A 15,563-nucleotide genomic window follows, 5' to 3' on the forward strand; every position below is an offset into this window, starting at 1 on the left:
CGGCATGCTCCACCCATGAAGAGCCTGGTCATTGGTGACTCAACAGGATAATGCATCCACAGGTGACATCCGTGTAACGTTCCGCGGTGTCTAACGAATTCCTACCGCCTCCAGGACCTGATCGATGACCAGATCGTTGAGCAGGCGGCCCCGACGGGTCACCTGGATTCTGTCACGCACGGGCAGTAGGAGGCCCTGGTCGACCAGATCCTCAAGGATCTTCGGGTCGGCCGGACGGCCCGCCTGTCTGGTCAGCCGGTCCAGCCCCAGGCCTTCGGGCAGTCGCAGGGCCAGCATGACCGTCTCCTCCAGGTCCTGCCTCCAACCCAGAAGCTCCGCATCCTGCCAGGGCACGTGTCCGGCATCCATGGCGGCGGCCCAGTCCCTGGGGTGGGCGATGTCCCAGGAGCGAACGGCCCGGGCGTGCCGCTCCCCCGGACCGGGCTCCGGCGAAAGCCACCAGTGTGCCCCGGAATCGGCCTCCTGCGCTGCCGCTGTTCCTGTGGCCCTGAACCCGGGCGAGACGGAGCGACCGGGCTCCTGCTCCCGGGCCTCTTCCACCGGCGCCATGCCTGTGTCCTGGCCGTCCAGGCCCCGATAGTGGGAGTGGGCGCCGGGCCCGATGCCGGCCCAGTCCACGTTGTGCCAGTAGCCCAGGTTGTGACGGCTCTCCTGGCCGGGGCGGGCCCAGTTGGAGATCTCGTACCAGTTGAGACCTGCCTGGGAGAGCATGTCGTCGGCCATCTCGTACTTGGCCGCCTCGTCATCGTCATCGGGGGCGGGCAGCTGGCCCCGGCGCACGGCTCGGCCCATCTTAGTGGTCGGTTCCAGGGTCAGGGCATAGGCGGAGACATGGTCCACGCCCAGGTCCAGGGCCGCCTGCAGACTGGTCCGCCAATCCTCGAGCCGCTCCCCCGGCGTTCCGTAGATCAGGTCCACACTGGTCCTGAGCCCCAAATCCTGGGCGGCGGCCACATCAGTGGTCACATTGGCTGGAGTGTGGGTGCGGTCCAGGGTGGCCAGGACGCTGGGCACCGCCGACTGCATGCCGAAGGACACCCGGTTGATGCCGCCCTTGAGCAGCTGCTCCAGGTAGGCCCGATCCACGGTGTCGGGGTTGGCCTCGGTGGTGACCTCGGCCCCAGGGGACAGACCCCAGAGGTCGGCCACGGCCTCGACCATGCGCACCAGATCCCGGGCAGGCAGAATGGTGGGCGTGCCTCCGCCGAAGAAGATGGTGGACACGGGCGGCTCTATCAGACCTCGGGAGGTCTGCCAGTCGCGGACCATGCGCATCTCCTGGATGGCCAGGTCGGCGTAATGCTCCCGGCTGGCGCCCCCGCCCAGGTCGCGGGCCGTGTAGGTGTTGAAGTCGCAGTAGCCGCAACGGCGCATGCAGAAGGGCACATGGATGTAGACCTGGTAGGATCCCACCCGTTCAGCCCTCCTTCTTGGCGGCGGCCCGGATCTTGTCCTTGGTGTCCCGATCCTGGGTCTGGCCAGTGCTCAGGGCGGCGATGAAGGCCTCCTGGGGCACTTCGACATGTCCCAGCATCTTCATGCGCTTCTTGCCGGCCTTCTGCTTCTCCAGCAGCTTGCGCTTGCGGGTGATGTCGCCCCCGTAGCACTTGGCCAGCACGTCCTTGCGCAGGGCGCTGATGGTCTCCCGGGCGATGATCCGCGACCCTATGGCGGCCTGGATGGGGATCTCGAACTGCTGGCGGGGGATCAGCTTGCGCAGCTTCTTGGTCATCATCACCCCGTAGGCGTAGGCCTTGTCCTTGTGGACGATGGCAGAGAAGGCATCGATCTTCTCCCCCTGGATGAGGATGTCCACCTTGACCAGGTCAGCGGACTGGGTGCCGTCGGGCTGGTAGTCCAGGCTGGCGTAGCCCTTGGTCCGGCTCTTCAGCTGGTCGAAGAAGTCGAAGACGATCTCGGCCAGAGGCATCCTGTAGTGCATCTCGACGCGCTCGGGACTCAGATACTCCATGGTCCCCATCTGCCCGCGATGGTCCTGGCATAGCTCCATGACCGGTCCGATGAACTCCTTGGGGGTGATGATGTCGGCGCTGACCACAGGCTCCAGAATCCGGCGAACCTTGCCGTCGGGGAACTCGCTGGGGTTGGTCACCGTGTGCTCGCTGCCGTCCTCCATGGTCACCTGGTAGGTGACGTTGGGGGCCGTGGCGATCAGGTCCATGCCGAACTCCCTGCTCAGGCGTTCGGTGACGATCTCCATGTGCAGCAGTCCCAGGAATCCACAGCGGAATCCGAAGCCCAGGGCCACCGAGGTCTCCGGTTCATAAACCAGGGCGGCATCGTTGAGCTTGAGCTTGTCCAGGGCATCACGCAACTCGGGGAACTGGGCGTTGTCGATGGGGAAGAGCCCGGAATAGACCATGGGCTGGGGGTCCTGATAGCCGGGCAGGGGTTCCTTGGCCGGGTTGGCCTCGGTGGTGACGGTGTCGCCCACCTTGGATTGGCTGACGTCCTTGACGCCGGTGATCACGTAGCCGACTTCCCCGGCACCCAGGGCCTTGGTGGGGGTCATGTCCGGGCTGATCACCCCCAGCTCGATGGGGTCGTGCACGGTCGCCCGGCCCATCATGCGGATCTTCTGCCGCGCCTTGAGCTCGCCGTCCACCATCCGGATATAGGTGACGATTCCCCGGTAGGAGTCGTAGACCGAGTCGAAGATCAGGGCGCGTGCCGGAGCCTTGGGGTCCCCCTTGGGGGCCGGCACCTGGTCCACGATGCGGTCCACCAGCTCGCGGATCCCCTGGCCGGTCTTGCCTGACACACGGAGCACCTCGTCCGTGGAGCAGCCTATCAGGTTGGCGATCTCCTCGGCGTGCTTGTCCGGCTCGGCCGAGGGCAGGTCGATCTTGTTGAGGACGGGGATGATGGTCAGGTCATCCTCCAGGGCCATATAGAGGTTGGAGAGGGTCTGCGCCTCGATGCCCTGGGTGGCGTCCACCAGCAGAACCGCGCCCTCGCAGGCCTCCAGGGCCCGGGAGACCTCGTAGGTGAAGTCTACGTGGCCGGGGGTGTCGATCATGCCCAGGGTGTATTCGACGCCGTCCTTGACCCAGGGCAGGCGAACGGCCTGGGACTTGATGGTGATGCCGCGCTCCTGCTCGATGTCCATCCTGTCCAGGAACCGGTCGTGCATCTCACGCTTGGGCACGATCCCGCTCAGCTGCAGGATCCGGTCGGCCACCGTGGATTTGCCGTGATCGATGTGGGCGATGATGCAGAAGTTGCGGATCAGCGATTGGTCGGTGAATCCTGGTTGGTTCTTGGCTTCCTGCACCGGTCTGCTCTCCTCACGTACGTCTGGTCTAATGATTCTAGACGATGCCCTGGGCCGAAGCGCCCGCCCCTGGCGGATTCTTCTCCCGGTCGGGTGCTACTATGGTGGGTTGTCTGTACAGATACATTCATCGTTTGGAGCAACATTGGCAAACATCAAGTCGCAGAAGAAGCGGGTCATCACCAACGAAAAGGCGCACCTGCGCAACAAGGAGGTCAAGAGCGCAATCAAGACCTCCGTGCGTTCCGTGCGCAAGGCCGTGGATGCCGGTGACAAGGAGGCCGCTCAGGCTGCCTACCAGGTGGCCGCCCGCCGTCTGGACAAGGCCGCCGGCAAGGGCGTGATTCACCGCAACCAGGCCGCCAACCGCAAGTCCGGTCTGGCCAACGCCGTCAACGCCCTCTGAACCGGGGTGCCCCACAAGGGCCGGTGATCCAAGCGCTTGGGTCACCGGCCCTTTTTGGTATCCGTGTCCTCGTCGTCGTGCTTGATGGTGACGCTGATGTCGGACCGGCCACGCATCAGGTGACGGATGGCCCTGGCCAGCTGGGCGTCGTTGAGCGGCAGCCGGGCCGAGCGCCGGTCCATCGCCCCTGGCACGAGGATGTCGAATTTCACCGAGATGATGCGCAGGACGACCACCAGGGCCACGATGGCCAGGTCCAGGATCATGTCGACACGGGCCGGATAGAGTCCGTGCTGCTGGGCGCGCGTGGAGACCAGGGTCAGCAGGCATCCGATCAGGGAGGGCAGCGCGTACCAGTGCTGGTCCTGGATGACCGCAGGCACCTGGTTGAGGAGGATGTCTCGCAACAGGCCGCCGACCAGGGCCGTGGCCATGCCCATGAAGATGGCCGTCATGCCGCCGGTTCCGCACATCAGAGCCTTGGCGGTCCCGTTGACGGCGAAGGATCCCAGCGCCATGGCATCGGTGACCAGCATGGACCAGGTCATCCTGCTGATTTCGGGATGGGCGACGGCCACCACCAGGCCGGATGCCAGGGTGACGATGACCGAGCCCTTGTCGGTGATGCCACTGGGCGGCACCTGACCCAGCAGGACATCGCGGACCACCCCGCCTCCCAGTGCGCTGATCCAGGAGACAAGCAGGATGGCGATGATGTCGTAGCCCTTGCGCACGGCAGCCAGACCGCCCGAAAGCCCGCAGCTCAAGATGCCCAGGTATTCAATGACCATGAAGATCAGGTTCCCCTCCAAGGCCGTCTTCATCCCGCGCTTCTCCTCCCGGAATCGTCCCGCACTCAAATCTGTCTATAGATTAGCCAACCCCAAGGCTGAACAGGCCGGGGATGTGTCCAAGGCCACAAAGATGAGGGAAGGCGGCCCAGGGCAAAAAGTTGCCCTGAAGCCGCCTTCCTTTCAAGACCTGTCAGGCAGGAATGGGGTCAGTGCTCAGCAGACCTTCCACATCCAATCGTGCGGATCCTCGATCTCGCCCAGCTGGATGCCCAGGAGCTCGTTGCGCAGGTCCATGGTGACCTTGCCTGAACCACCGTCGGCCACCTGGACGTCGAAGTTCTCGGACTTGAAGCGCCCGATCGGGGTGATGATGGCAGCGGTCCCGCAGGCGAACACCTCGGTGACCTCGCCGGAGCGGATGTCGTCCAGCAGGGTGTCCAGACGGATCATGGTCTCCACCACGTCACGACCGTGGTCCTGGGCCAGGGCGATCAGGGAGTTGCGGGTGACGCCGGGCAGAATGGTCCCGGTCAGGCTGGGGGTCTCCAGGTGGCCGTCCTTGTGGACGGTGAACATGTTCATGCCGCCCAGCTCCTCCAGGTAGGTCTTGGTGGCCGCGTCGACGAAACAGACCTGCTCGCAGCCATGCTCGGCACCTCGGTTCTCACCAAGCAGGGAGGCCGCATAGTTGCCGCCGCACTTGGCGAAGCCGGTGCCGCCGGGGCCGGTGCGGAACCACTTGTCCTCCACCCAGATGCTGACCGGCTTGACACCGCCGGCGAAGTATGGTCCCGAGGGCGAGGCGATGACGCAATAATCCACTGCATGCGGGGCGCGCACGCCCAGGAAGGGTTCGGAGGCGAACATGTAGGGGCGCATATAAAGCGTGTATTCACGCCTCCTGGGCACCCAGGCCGCGTCACGGCGAACCAGGGCCGCGACCGATCCTAGGAAGTCATCGGGCTCCAGCGGGGGCAGGGCCAGACGCTTGGCTGAGTTGTAGAAGCGCTGGGCGTTGGCATCGGGCCGGAAGAGCCAGATGGAGCCGTCGTCGTGGTAGTAGGCCTTGAGCCCCTCGAAGGCCTCCTGGGCGTAGTGAAGCACCGAGGCCCCCGGATCCAGGCTGATCGGTCCGTAGGGCTCAACCCTGCGATCCTTCCAGCCGTCATCCGAAGTCCATCCCATGTGGGTCATGTTGTCGGAGAAGAGCTGGCCGAAGGCGGGCTTGTCAATCAGCCGGGCACGTTCCTCGTCAGAGGCGGGATGATCGTTGGGAATGACCTTGAAAGCGTCCGCCAACTCATTGAGTGCCTTCGGGTCGTGATGTGATTGCTCTGCCATTGTCTACCACTTCTTCTTGCTACTGTATTTGGTTGCTCGGGTGCAATGCTTATGGCGATGCCCGGTACCCGAACTATCGCATAGGCAGGCGCCGACCTGTTCATCCCATTTCGCATAGTGACCGTCATACGCAAAAAGGCCACAGGATCCTGATGATCCCATGGCCTTGTAGAGCGGAACCCTGGGTTCACTCGCTCTGGGCGTCGGCCTCCGGAGCGGCTTCCGCATCGGCCTGCTCGGTCTCCTCGGTGGGGGTCTCCAGGCTCTCCTCCTTGGGGATCTCGACAGAGACGATGGATTCCTCCATATCGTCGATGACCAGCTCCGAGCCCTCGGGCAGCTTGATGTCCTTGGCCAGGATCTTATCGCCCTCGGCCAGGCCCTCCACGCTGATGTCGATGCGCTCGGGCAGGTTGGACACATCGGCCCGGACCTGCAGGTTCTGGGTGTCGATCAGGGCCACGGCGGCGCCCTTGGTCTCGCCGCTGACGAAGACAGGCACCTCCACAGTGACCTTCTCGCCGGCACGGACCTCATAGAAGTCGATGTGCTCCACCTGGCGCTTGACCGGGTTGCGCTGCACGTCCTTGACCACGGCGGTCTTGGTCTGCCCGCCGAAGCTGATGGAGAAAAGGGCGTTGGCGCGGCGCAGGGCCAGTGTGGTCTCGCGCATAGGCAGCTTGATGTAGTCGGGCTGGGCGCCGCCGGCGTAGATGGTGGCGGGAATCTGCTGGGCCACGCGCATGCGGCGTGCCGCTCCCTTGCCGAATTGGTCGCGGACTTCGCCCTCGAGCTTAATTGTGTTGGCCATGTTGGCTTCCTTCCTTGTCTGGTTCCTCAAGACCGACCTGGGCCGGTCCTGGCGCATCGCCGCGTCGGATTCCGGACCGCCCATAAGGAATGGCCGCCGATGATCCAGCCGAGTCGATAACGGAGGCCGTGAAGCCTCCCTCGCCAAAGCAACGTGCCCACTTTAGCACCGGGCCCGCCCTTCTCCAAGTAGGCGGCTATTCTGGACATATCCCGCGATTATTGAAGGAGACAACGTGTCGTTACTAGCATCGGTCAAATCTTTTGTGGCACACCAGGTGGGTCATGGGGAGGGACCGACTGGCGAGGAGAATGAGGATCCGTCGCAGGCTACCCCCCGGGCCGCCGAGGAGTCACTCGCCCTGCCCAACACGCATTTCTGGTCTGCCGATTACGCCACCACCACGCGCATGGATCCGGCCTCGGGACTGCTTTCGGCCACCACCGCCGGCATGGGACCGGTGCCAGACGACATGACCGTCTATGACATCTACGCCGACCGGGCCCGCCGCACCCCCGATCAGCCGGTTCTGCACTTTGTGGAGAACGGCAGCTGGACCTACCGGACCGGCCGGGAGATCCTGCACGACATCAGGACCACCGCCAAGGGCTTCCTGCACTACGGGCTGAAGAAGGGCGATGCCGTGGCCTTCATGTGCAGGACCAGCTACGAGTGGGACATCGTGGATGCCGCGGTCCTGTCCATCGGCGGGGTCATCGCCACCATCTACGACACCGATTCGGCCGAGCAGATCCGATTCATCGTCAACAACTCCGATGCCAGGCTGCTGGTGGTGCAGACCGCTGAGATGCGGGCCAAGGCCGAGGGGGCCGACAAGGAGTGCCCCACCCTGGAGCGGATCGCCTGCCTGGAGTCCGGGGCCCTGCAGGAGCTGCAGGCCTACGGGGAGTCGGTCAGCGACGCCGAGCTTGACGAGCGGATCAACTCCATCCATAAGACCGACCTATGCTCCATCGTCTACACCTCGGGTTCCACAGCGGCGCCCAAGGGCGTGGAGATGACCCATGAGCATTACTGCCAGCTGGCCAGGAACCTGAACGCCTTCATCCCCAATCTGACCCACGACCCGGATGGATCCATCCTGCTCTTCCTGCCCCAGGCCCACACCTTCGCCCGGGCCATCAGCTACGGGGTCGTCTACGGGACCATGCATGTGTACATCTCCTCCGGACTGGCCACCCTGCTGTCCGACCTGCAGGAGTCCAAGCCCACGGTCATCATCGGCGTGCCCAGGGTTTTCGAGAAGGTCTACAACGCCGCCTCCCAGAAGGCCGGGCACGGCATCAAGGGCAGAATCTTCAACGGGGCTGCACGGGCGGCTCGCGCCTACATGGAGGACATCTCACGCCAGGGCTGGCCGACCAGGCGCAGCGCCCTGCGGCGTGCTCTCTACGACCCGCTGGTCTATTCTTCTTTGCGCCAGGTCCTGGGCGGACGGGCCAAGTGGATCGTCTCAGGAGGCGCTCCCCTGGACCCGGAGCTGCTGGGGTTCTTCCGCGGATCCAATGTCCCGGTCTATGAGGGCTACGGCCTGACCGAGACCACTGCACCCTGCGCCTTCAACCCCCTGGGCACCCCCTACCACAGAGGCTCGGTGGGCATCCCCTTCCCGGGATTCACCATCCGCATCGCCTCGGACGGCGAGGTGCAGATCAAGGGTGTCTGCGTATTCCACCGCTACCACAAGAACGAGGAGGCCACCCGCGATTCCTTCACCGAGGACGGCTGGTACGCCACAGGTGACCTGGGGCGGCTCTCCCGTGACGGGTTCCTCTTCCTGACCGGGCGCAAGAAGGATCTGATCATCACCGCCGGCGGCAAGAACGTCTCCCCCAGGCCCATCGAGGAGGTCATCGAGCGTTCCGAGATCGTCTCCCAGGCCCTGGTTCTGGGCGATAAGCGGCCCTTCATCTCGGCCCTGGTCACCCTGAACGAGTCCGCCCTGCGGCCCTGGCTGGCCTCCAAGGGACTGGATCGCAACATGTCCCTGCAGGAGGCGGCACAGAACGCCGTGGTCCGGGCCGAAGTCCAAGGGTACGTGGACCGGGCCAATGAGGGCGTCTCCCGGGCTGAGTCGGTGCGCAAGTTCATCATCCTGCCCGAGGAGTTCACCCAGGACAACGGGCTGATGACACCTTCGATGAAGGTCATCCGGCCCAAGGTCATCGAGCGTTACGCCGACCTGCTGAACAGCCGGATGTACACGGCCAAGCGCACCCCGGCGCCCCGCCGCTGAACAGGATCAGAACCCCAGGCGCTCCAGCTGCTTGGGGTCGGTCTGCCAGTTGCGGGCCACCTTGACGTGCAGATCCAACCGGACCTTGCGACCCATGGTCCGGTTGACGGCGGTGCGCAGCTTCTTCTTCACCCGCACCAGGTGCTCGGCCCCACGCCCGATGACGATGGGCTTCTGGGAGTCGCGCTCCACATAAATACCTATATGGACCGTATCGCGCCCGCCCTCCGGATCCGGCTCGATGGACTCCACGCGGACGGCCAGGGAGTGGGGCAGCTCGTCGTCGAGCTCCTCCAGATAGGCTCCGCGGACCATCTCGGCGATCATATCCTCAGGGCGCTCCTCGGTCAGCTGGTCGTCGGGATAGAGCTGAGGTCCCTCGGGCATGGCATCGATCAAAACCTGTGCCACCTCGTCCACGTTATCAGCCTCCAGGGCACTGACCGGAACAATCTGGGAGAAGTCGGCAAAGGCACCAATCTCCAAGAGCTTGTCCACCAGCTGGCCCTTGTCCAATTGGTCGATTTTGGTCACTACGGCAATCAGGGGCTTCCGCCAGATCCATTTGCCGTCCTTGTCCTTGCGGGCGAAGTCGGACCGTAGCCGACTGAGAATGCGGCGGTCTCCGGGGCCGATGGCCTGGTCGGCGGGCAGCAGAAACGCAATGGCGTCCACGTCCGACAGGGAGGCCTCGACCACGTCGTTGAGCCGTTGGCCCAGCAGGGTGCGCGGACGGTGGATGCCCGGGGTATCCACCAGGACCACCTGGGCCTCAGGGCGGGTCATAATCCCCCGGATGGCCTTGCGGGTGGTCTCCGGCCGGGAGGAGGCGATGGCGATGGGCCTGCCAACCAGGGCGTTCATGAGGGTGGACTTGCCCACATTGGGCCGGCCCACTACTGCCACAAACCCCGATCGGTGGACCGGCACCTTGGCGTCGCTGTGTTCTTCCTTGGTCATGAATTCTCCTGACTGTCCTGCTCGGGTTGTTCCCCGTCGGTCTGTTGGTCTTCCTGCTCCACACCGTCCTCCAGGGCGATGCTGGATCCGTTGGCCGGCTCGACCACGATGGTGGCGATTTTCTTGCGGCGGCCAACCGCTTCGCCCGCAGTCAGCCTGATTCCCCGGGTCACCGCCGATGAGCCTGAGACCGGCACGGAACCCAGCAGCTTGGTCAGCAGGCCGTAGACCGTATCCACATCGTCCTCGTCGATGGTTATCTCGTAGAGCTCCTCCAGGTCGGCGATGGGCGTGCGGACCGGCAGCTGCCAGGTATGCGGGCCGATCTGCTTGGGCTCGTCGTGCTGGACCCGGTCATGCTCGTCCTCCAGCTCTCCCACGATCTGCTCGATGGCGTCCTCAATGGTGACCAGGCCTGCGATGCCCCCGTACTCGTCCACAACCACGGCCAGGTGGTGGCGGGAGCGCTGCATGTAGTGGAAGAGGTCGTCCACCGGCTTGGACTCAGGCACCAGAACGGGCCGACGGATGATGGAGGCGACCGATCTGTCGCCCTTATGGCTGAAGGCCAGGGCCCGGACCACATCCTTCAGGTAGACGATGCCGACCAGGTCATCCACGTCCTCCCCAATGGCGGGTATACGGGAAAATCCCGACCGGGAGAAGAGCTTCAGGGCCGAATCGAGACTGGCGTCTTTGGAGATGCAGATCATGTCGGTGCGAGGGACCATGATCTCTCGGGTCAGCGTGGTCGACAGGGTCAGCACGTTCTTCAGCATCTCGGAGATCTCCGGATCGAAGGCGCCGGCCTCCACCAGCTGGTCGACCATGGCACGACCCTGCTCGATCTGGATCTTCTCCAGCTCCTCGTCGTCGGAAAGGTCACCGCGATGGTTTATGCGGGAACGGGCTTGGGCCTGCCGCCGACGCTTGAAAGGCGTCAGGAGGACAGCCAGCCCGACCAGACGGACGTGCTTGAGCAGTGCTTCCATGGGCTGGCGGGAGCGGCCATGAGGACCCAGGGTGACGGAGACGGCGGCCACCAGGATGGCCATGACCACTCCGCACAGCAGTTGCTCCCAGAAGGGCAGGCCGCCAAGAGCAGCCATGCAGGCCACCAGGACGCCGACCATGATGTCGCAGATGATGCGGAAAAAGGCACAGGCGCTTCCGGTCACCTGCCGTTGGGAAATCAGGCTCTGGGCCCGGTGGATGCGGTCAATCCGCTTCATCCTGGAGAACTGGCTGAGTTCCTGGTCGGTCTGCAGGCCCAGGATCAAATTGTTGAGACTGGATCGGGTCACCCGGTTGAGCGCCCCCTGGGCCTCGGCAAGCGCCAGGGAGAGCACGACCAGGGCGATGACGGCCAGAGCCATGACCACCAGGGCGGCGATGGTCCGCTCACTCATGGGATCTGCCTCTCCGGTGGGCATCACGGCCGTACCGCTCGTAGATTTCCAGCGCATTGGTGGCCCCGGCCGGCAGCGCGGCATCCGCAATGGGCCCCTGGCGCAGCGCCAGGAAGGTCAGCAGGAGTTGGCGCTGCAGTCCGAACATCTGCGCCTCCTGCTCCCTGCTGGCATGGTCGTATCCCAGCAGGTGCAGGGTGCCATGGATGGCCAGCAGCAGCATCTCCTCCATGGTGGAATGACCGGCAGCCAGAGCCTGCTGTGCCGCCACCCAGGGGCAGATGACGATGTCGCCCAGGATGCCCTCCTGCCGATGGTTCTCGTCCCCGGGGCGCAGCTCGTCCATGGGAAAGCTCATGACATCGGTTGGCCCGGCCAGGTTCATCCAGCGCTCGTGCAGCACCGCCATGGGCTCGGGATCATTGAAGATGATGGTCATGTCGGACTGGGTGCTCACCCGCATCTGGTCCAGCACCCACACACCCAGGTCGGAGAAGGTCTTGGCGTCGATCAGCCACTGGGTCTCGTTGGTCACTTCTACGCTCATGCCTGCTCCCGTCCCCGGTTGCGGGCTTGATCGGCACGGTCGTAGGCCCGGACAATCTGCCCGACCAGCCGATTGCGCACCACGTCGGCCGCCTGCAGGTGTACGAAGGCAATATCGTCGATGCCGTGCAGCACCTGTTCGATGGTGGCCAGACCGGATGCAGGCCCGCCCAGATCCACCTGGGTGACGTCGCCGGTGATGACCATCTTGGTGTTGAAGCCCAGACGGGTCAGGAACATCTTCATCTGCCTGCGGGTGGTGTTCTGCGCCTCATCCAGGATGACGAAGGCATCGTTCAGGGTGCGCCCGCGCATGTAGGCCAGCGGAGCCACCTCAATGGTCTCATCGGCCAGAAGTCGGTGGAACCGCGAGGTGCCCAGCATGTCAGCCAGGGCATCGTAGAGGGGCCGCAGATAGGGATCGACCTTCTCATTGAGGGTGCCGGGCAGGAAGCCCAGGCTCTCTCCCGCCTCCACGGCAGGCCTGGTCAGAATGATTCGCCCGATGCGCCCGGCCCGGAATTCCTGAACGGCCTTGGCCACCGCCAGATAGGTCTTGCCTGTGCCGGCCGGACCGATGCCGAAGGTGATGGTATGCGTTTCAATGGCCGCCACATAGGCGGACTGGCCAGCCGTCTTGGGCCTGATCGGACCCTTGGAGGCCTGGGTCAGGGGGCGGCGACGAACTGCAGCAGGAGCTGCCTGACCCGGATACTTGGTGTCTTCTATGGCCTTGGCCCTCTCCGGCTCTGCAATGGCTCTTCCCCGATGATTGCGGTCTACAGAAGTACTGTCTGTCGTATTGCGATCCTGCGATTTGTAGTTTACGAAGGTTTGGTATGGCGTATTGCTGCCCGTGATTTTTTGCTCTGCTGGACGGGAGTAATCGGCTGCGTCGACGGCCCCCAAGCGACGGTGATCCAGTATTCGCCCCACCTGATCGGCATCCAGGGGAACCTGATCGGCGGTCTGCATGAGTTCGGTCAGCAGGTCCCGGATCTGGGCCGCCTGAACATCGCCCTTCCGGTCCTGGGCCCGCAGCACGATCCGGTTGCCCCGAACCAGGATGGATACTGCCGGGAAGGCGCGCTCGATCCTGTCGATGACTGCATCCTCCGGCCCCAGCACCTGAACCGGGTCGATCCCCTCCGGAATCTCCAGGGTTCGCGTAGTTACCGCCACGGGTTCACTTCCTGCACGATGACGATGGTGAACATGAGCCTCACTCGGGCAGCACCTGTCCGGTCAGGACATGGGCGTGGACATGGAAGACCGATTGGCCGGCATCCTCCCCCGTGTTGAAGATCAGTCGGTAGGCTCCGTGGAAGTCCTGGTCGGCGATCTGCTGCGCCACCTGGACGATGTGGGCCAGAGTCTCAGGATCAGCCTTGGCCAGTTCGGCCACCGATGCGTAGTGGCGGCGCGGGACGATCAGGACATGGACGGCGGCCTTGGGGTTGGCATCCTTGAAAGCATAGACGGTCTCATCCTCATAGACCTTCTCGCTGGGGACCTCCCCTGCCACGATTCTGCAGAAAATGCAGTCCTCCTGTCGATCGTCATCGCTCATGACCACTCCTTACCGTTTGCCGACATGGCTGTTTTTGGCGTTTTCGCTGTTTTCCATCTTATTGTCGAGGTCGTATATTGCGCGCGACTTCATGCGCTAGGCTCAGGGGCTTCGCAGTGCCAACGACCCAGCATGTCCGCCAGCAGGGTCAAAGCCACAGGTCCGGCAAGAGCGGCCCGGAGGATGTTGCCTCCCAACCGGATCGGCAGAGCCCCCTGCCTCATCATGGCCTGAATCTCCTGATCGGCGATCCCGCCCTCGGGACCCACAACCACGGCGATCGATGAGCTCGTTCGAAGCTTGTCTGTGCGTTTACGGACCGCATCCCATCCAAGGTCGGCATCCTGGTGAAGGACCAGGACCAGGCATCCCTGATCAGTCGCCTTCCGGCACCAGGAGGCAAGACCACGGCTGTCCAGCTTGTCCAGCAGTCGAGGACGGTAGGCCCTCCGGCTCTGCTCAGTGGCTGCATCCAATGTGGCCTGCCAGTGCCGGTCGTTGCGGCCCGGCCTCCATTTGGCTATGGACCGATCAGCCTGCCAAGGCATGACCTGATCCACCCCGATCTGCGTGGCCATGTCGATGGCCTGCTCGTCCCTGCCGCCCTTGGCCAGGGCCTGAACAAGAATCAGTTCCTTCTCGGGAGGCGCCTGCCGCCCCACAGCGGTGACCTCCACCAGGCCGGTCGAGGCGTCCCTTACCAGGGCGCTGATGCGCAGTCCGCCCCCGTCAGAAAGATCCAGCTGGTCCCCATTCTTCAGCCTCATGGAGCCCAGGGCATGGCGACGAATGTGCTCGGGCAGGGTCAGGCGCCAGCCGGTATGGAGCTCATCGCTGGCCAATGGGGAATCATCGTGGTCGGGATCCAGCAGGAAGAGGGGTGCGGTCATGGTGTTAGGCTACAGCCCGCCGCCGAAAAGCACTCACTGCGACGACACGCTCCCCTGATCGCCCAGTGCACGATGTCGCCTAAGATGCTATGATTGTCTCCGTTGCGATTACGCACCTGTCCGGGTGGCGGAATGGTAGACGCGCTAGCTTGAGGTGCTAGTGCCTATATATATACAGGCGTACGGGTTCAACTCCCGTTCCGGACACTCGATTCCACATCGTTGGGGGCTTCTACGATTCGTATCTTCCCTGCTTTCCGTATTTGATCAACATGGCTCTTTCTGACCTGTTATCCACACTCTCCGTCGAAAATGACTCATGTTCGGTTTTCGGTTGCTTTGCCTATGCTGTTGACAGAACCAGAAGGAGGTATGGCAGACGTGCTCAAGGTGAGAATCGGCTCCATCGACGATGACAGGATCGAGGCCTACACCAGGCTGACCGAGCCGCAGCTGCGCAATCGTCTGGAACCCGCCAAGGGCCTGTTCATCGCCGAGTCCCCCAAGGTCATCGCCCGCGCCCTTGATGCCGGGGTTGAGCCTATCTCCTTCCTGGTGGAAGAGCCCTGGCTGGAGGGAATGCGCTCCATGTTCGACCAGGTGGACGCAGCCTTCGGACCCAACATTCCCGTCTACGTGGCCAGCCCAGCACAGCTCAAGACCATCACCGGCTACCGGCTGCATCGGGGCGCACTGGCCGCCATGAGACGCTGGCCGCTGCCCACCGTGGAGCATATCTGCCGCTCGGCAAAACGGATAGCCGTCATGGAGAACATTGTCGACCACACCAACATCGGCGCGCTGATGCGTTCGGCGGCAGCCCTGCAGGTGGATGCGGTCCTGGTCACCCCTTCCTGTTCCGACCCCCTGTACCGCAGGGCCGCACGGGTCTCCATGGGCACGGTCTTTCAGGTTCCCTGGACAAGAATCGGCGGCGACGATGTCCACGCCTGGCCCGACCAGGGCATGAAGCAGCTGCATGATTTGGGTTTCACCACGGCGGCCATGGCCTTGAACCGGGATGCCATCAGCCTGGACGAGCTATCTGAGCGTCTAGGGCACGGGCCCGACCGGATCGATCGCCTGGCCCTGATATTCGGTACCGAAGGGGACGGACTGAGCCACAGGACCATCGCCCGGGCGGACCTGACCGTGCGCATCCCCATGAGCCACGACGTGGACAGCCTGAATGTGGCTGCCTCGAGCGCCGTGGCCTTCTACGCGACCAGACCCGAACACGCTGGCTGAGCCTTGCCGGCTGCA

General features: G+C 63.9%; 14 protein-coding genes and 1 tRNA gene. 4 read left to right on the forward strand and 11 right to left on the reverse strand.

Translation table 11 applies throughout. The annotated features are described in order from the left end of the window. Positions 1 to 90 precede the first annotated feature (90 nt). Together hemW and lepA are read right to left on the reverse strand one after the other, a co-directional pair. Positions 91 to 1,434, reverse strand: coding sequence for a radical SAM family heme chaperone HemW (hemW, locus tag H3S97_RS05620; protein ID WP_198219911.1), 1,344 nt, complete (start codon positions 1,432 to 1,434; stop codon positions 91 to 93). 4 nt (positions 1,435 to 1,438) lie between these two features. Next, on the reverse strand, positions 1,439 to 3,316 hold the full coding sequence (gene lepA / locus H3S97_RS05625; protein ID WP_198219912.1) for a translation elongation factor 4: 1,878 nt from the start codon (positions 3,314 to 3,316) through the stop codon (positions 1,439 to 1,441). Between the two features lie 145 nt (positions 3,317 to 3,461). On the opposite strand from lepA, the gene rpsT reads away from it, so the two are divergent. Beyond that, complete coding sequence (gene rpsT, locus H3S97_RS05630; RefSeq protein WP_015021872.1) at positions 3,462 to 3,722, forward strand: 30S ribosomal protein S20; 261 nt, start codon at positions 3,462 to 3,464, stop codon at positions 3,720 to 3,722. A gap of 41 nt (positions 3,723 to 3,763) precedes the next feature. On the opposite strand, the gene H3S97_RS05635 is transcribed toward rpsT, so the two are convergent. From H3S97_RS05635 to H3S97_RS05645, 3 genes are all read right to left on the reverse strand, one after another. Beyond that, a complete protein-coding gene (locus tag H3S97_RS05635; protein WP_198180550.1) occupies positions 3,764 to 4,546 on the reverse strand; it encodes a trimeric intracellular cation channel family protein in 783 nt (260 codons plus the stop codon). 183 nt (positions 4,547 to 4,729) lie between these two features. Continuing rightward, positions 4,730 to 5,857 carry a branched-chain amino acid aminotransferase gene (locus tag H3S97_RS05640; protein ID WP_045935416.1) on the reverse strand — a complete coding sequence of 376 codons (1,128 nt, stop codon included), beginning with the start codon at positions 5,855 to 5,857 and terminating at the stop codon, positions 4,730 to 4,732. Between the two features lie 187 nt (positions 5,858 to 6,044). Beyond that, positions 6,045 to 6,668: a 50S ribosomal protein L25/general stress protein Ctc gene (locus H3S97_RS05645; protein WP_198177747.1), complete on the reverse strand. Its 624-nt coding sequence runs from the start codon at positions 6,666 to 6,668 to the stop codon at positions 6,045 to 6,047. A gap of 235 nt (positions 6,669 to 6,903) precedes the next feature. Between H3S97_RS05645 and H3S97_RS05650 the strand changes: the two genes are divergently transcribed. Continuing rightward, positions 6,904 to 8,925 carry an AMP-dependent synthetase/ligase gene (locus tag H3S97_RS05650; protein ID WP_198179729.1) on the forward strand — a complete coding sequence of 674 codons (2,022 nt, stop codon included), beginning with the start codon at positions 6,904 to 6,906 and terminating at the stop codon, positions 8,923 to 8,925. 6 nt (positions 8,926 to 8,931) lie between these two features. Here the strand turns inward: H3S97_RS05650 and era are convergent, their stop codons facing one another. From era to H3S97_RS05680, 6 genes are all read right to left on the reverse strand, one after another. Next, complete coding sequence (gene era / locus H3S97_RS05655; RefSeq protein WP_198219913.1) at positions 8,932 to 9,885, reverse strand: GTPase Era; 954 nt, start codon at positions 9,883 to 9,885, stop codon at positions 8,932 to 8,934. Then, the gene (locus H3S97_RS05660; RefSeq protein ID WP_198177744.1) at positions 9,882 to 11,294 is read right to left on the reverse strand and encodes a hemolysin family protein; all 1,413 of its coding nucleotides are present in this window, start codon (positions 11,292 to 11,294) and stop codon (positions 9,882 to 9,884) included. The genes era and H3S97_RS05660 overlap by 4 nt, the downstream gene beginning before the upstream one ends. Further along, positions 11,287 to 11,841, reverse strand: a complete 555-nt coding sequence (gene ybeY, locus H3S97_RS05665; protein WP_198177743.1) for an rRNA maturation RNase YbeY — start codon at positions 11,839 to 11,841, stop codon at positions 11,287 to 11,289. The genes H3S97_RS05660 and ybeY overlap by 8 nt, the downstream gene beginning before the upstream one ends. After that, complete coding sequence (locus tag H3S97_RS05670; RefSeq protein ID WP_198219914.1) at positions 11,838 to 13,022, reverse strand: PhoH family protein; 1,185 nt, start codon at positions 13,020 to 13,022, stop codon at positions 11,838 to 11,840. Before H3S97_RS05670 ends, ybeY begins: the two co-directional genes overlap by 4 nt. 40 nt (positions 13,023 to 13,062) lie before the next feature. Beyond that, the gene (locus H3S97_RS05675) at positions 13,063 to 13,410 is read right to left on the reverse strand and encodes a histidine triad nucleotide-binding protein (protein ID WP_198177741.1); all 348 of its coding nucleotides are present in this window, start codon (positions 13,408 to 13,410) and stop codon (positions 13,063 to 13,065) included. A gap of 89 nt (positions 13,411 to 13,499) precedes the next feature. Further along, the gene (locus H3S97_RS05680; protein ID WP_198219915.1) at positions 13,500 to 14,300 is read right to left on the reverse strand and encodes a 16S rRNA (uracil(1498)-N(3))-methyltransferase; all 801 of its coding nucleotides are present in this window, start codon (positions 14,298 to 14,300) and stop codon (positions 13,500 to 13,502) included. A 118-nt stretch (positions 14,301 to 14,418) separates the two neighbouring features. Here H3S97_RS05680 and H3S97_RS05685 point away from each other — a divergent pair. Then, positions 14,419 to 14,507: transfer RNA gene (locus tag H3S97_RS05685), tRNA-Leu, on the forward strand. Between the two features lie 165 nt (positions 14,508 to 14,672). Continuing rightward, positions 14,673 to 15,548 carry a TrmH family RNA methyltransferase gene (locus H3S97_RS05690; RefSeq protein ID WP_232356294.1) on the forward strand — a complete coding sequence of 292 codons (876 nt, stop codon included), beginning with the start codon at positions 14,673 to 14,675 and terminating at the stop codon, positions 15,546 to 15,548. Positions 15,549 to 15,563: the final 15 nt, after the last annotated feature.

It is taken from the genome of Bifidobacterium choladohabitans (genome assembly GCF_016102005.1).
GTDB lineage: Bacteria > Actinomycetota > Actinomycetes > Actinomycetales > Bifidobacteriaceae > Bombiscardovia > Bombiscardovia choladohabitans.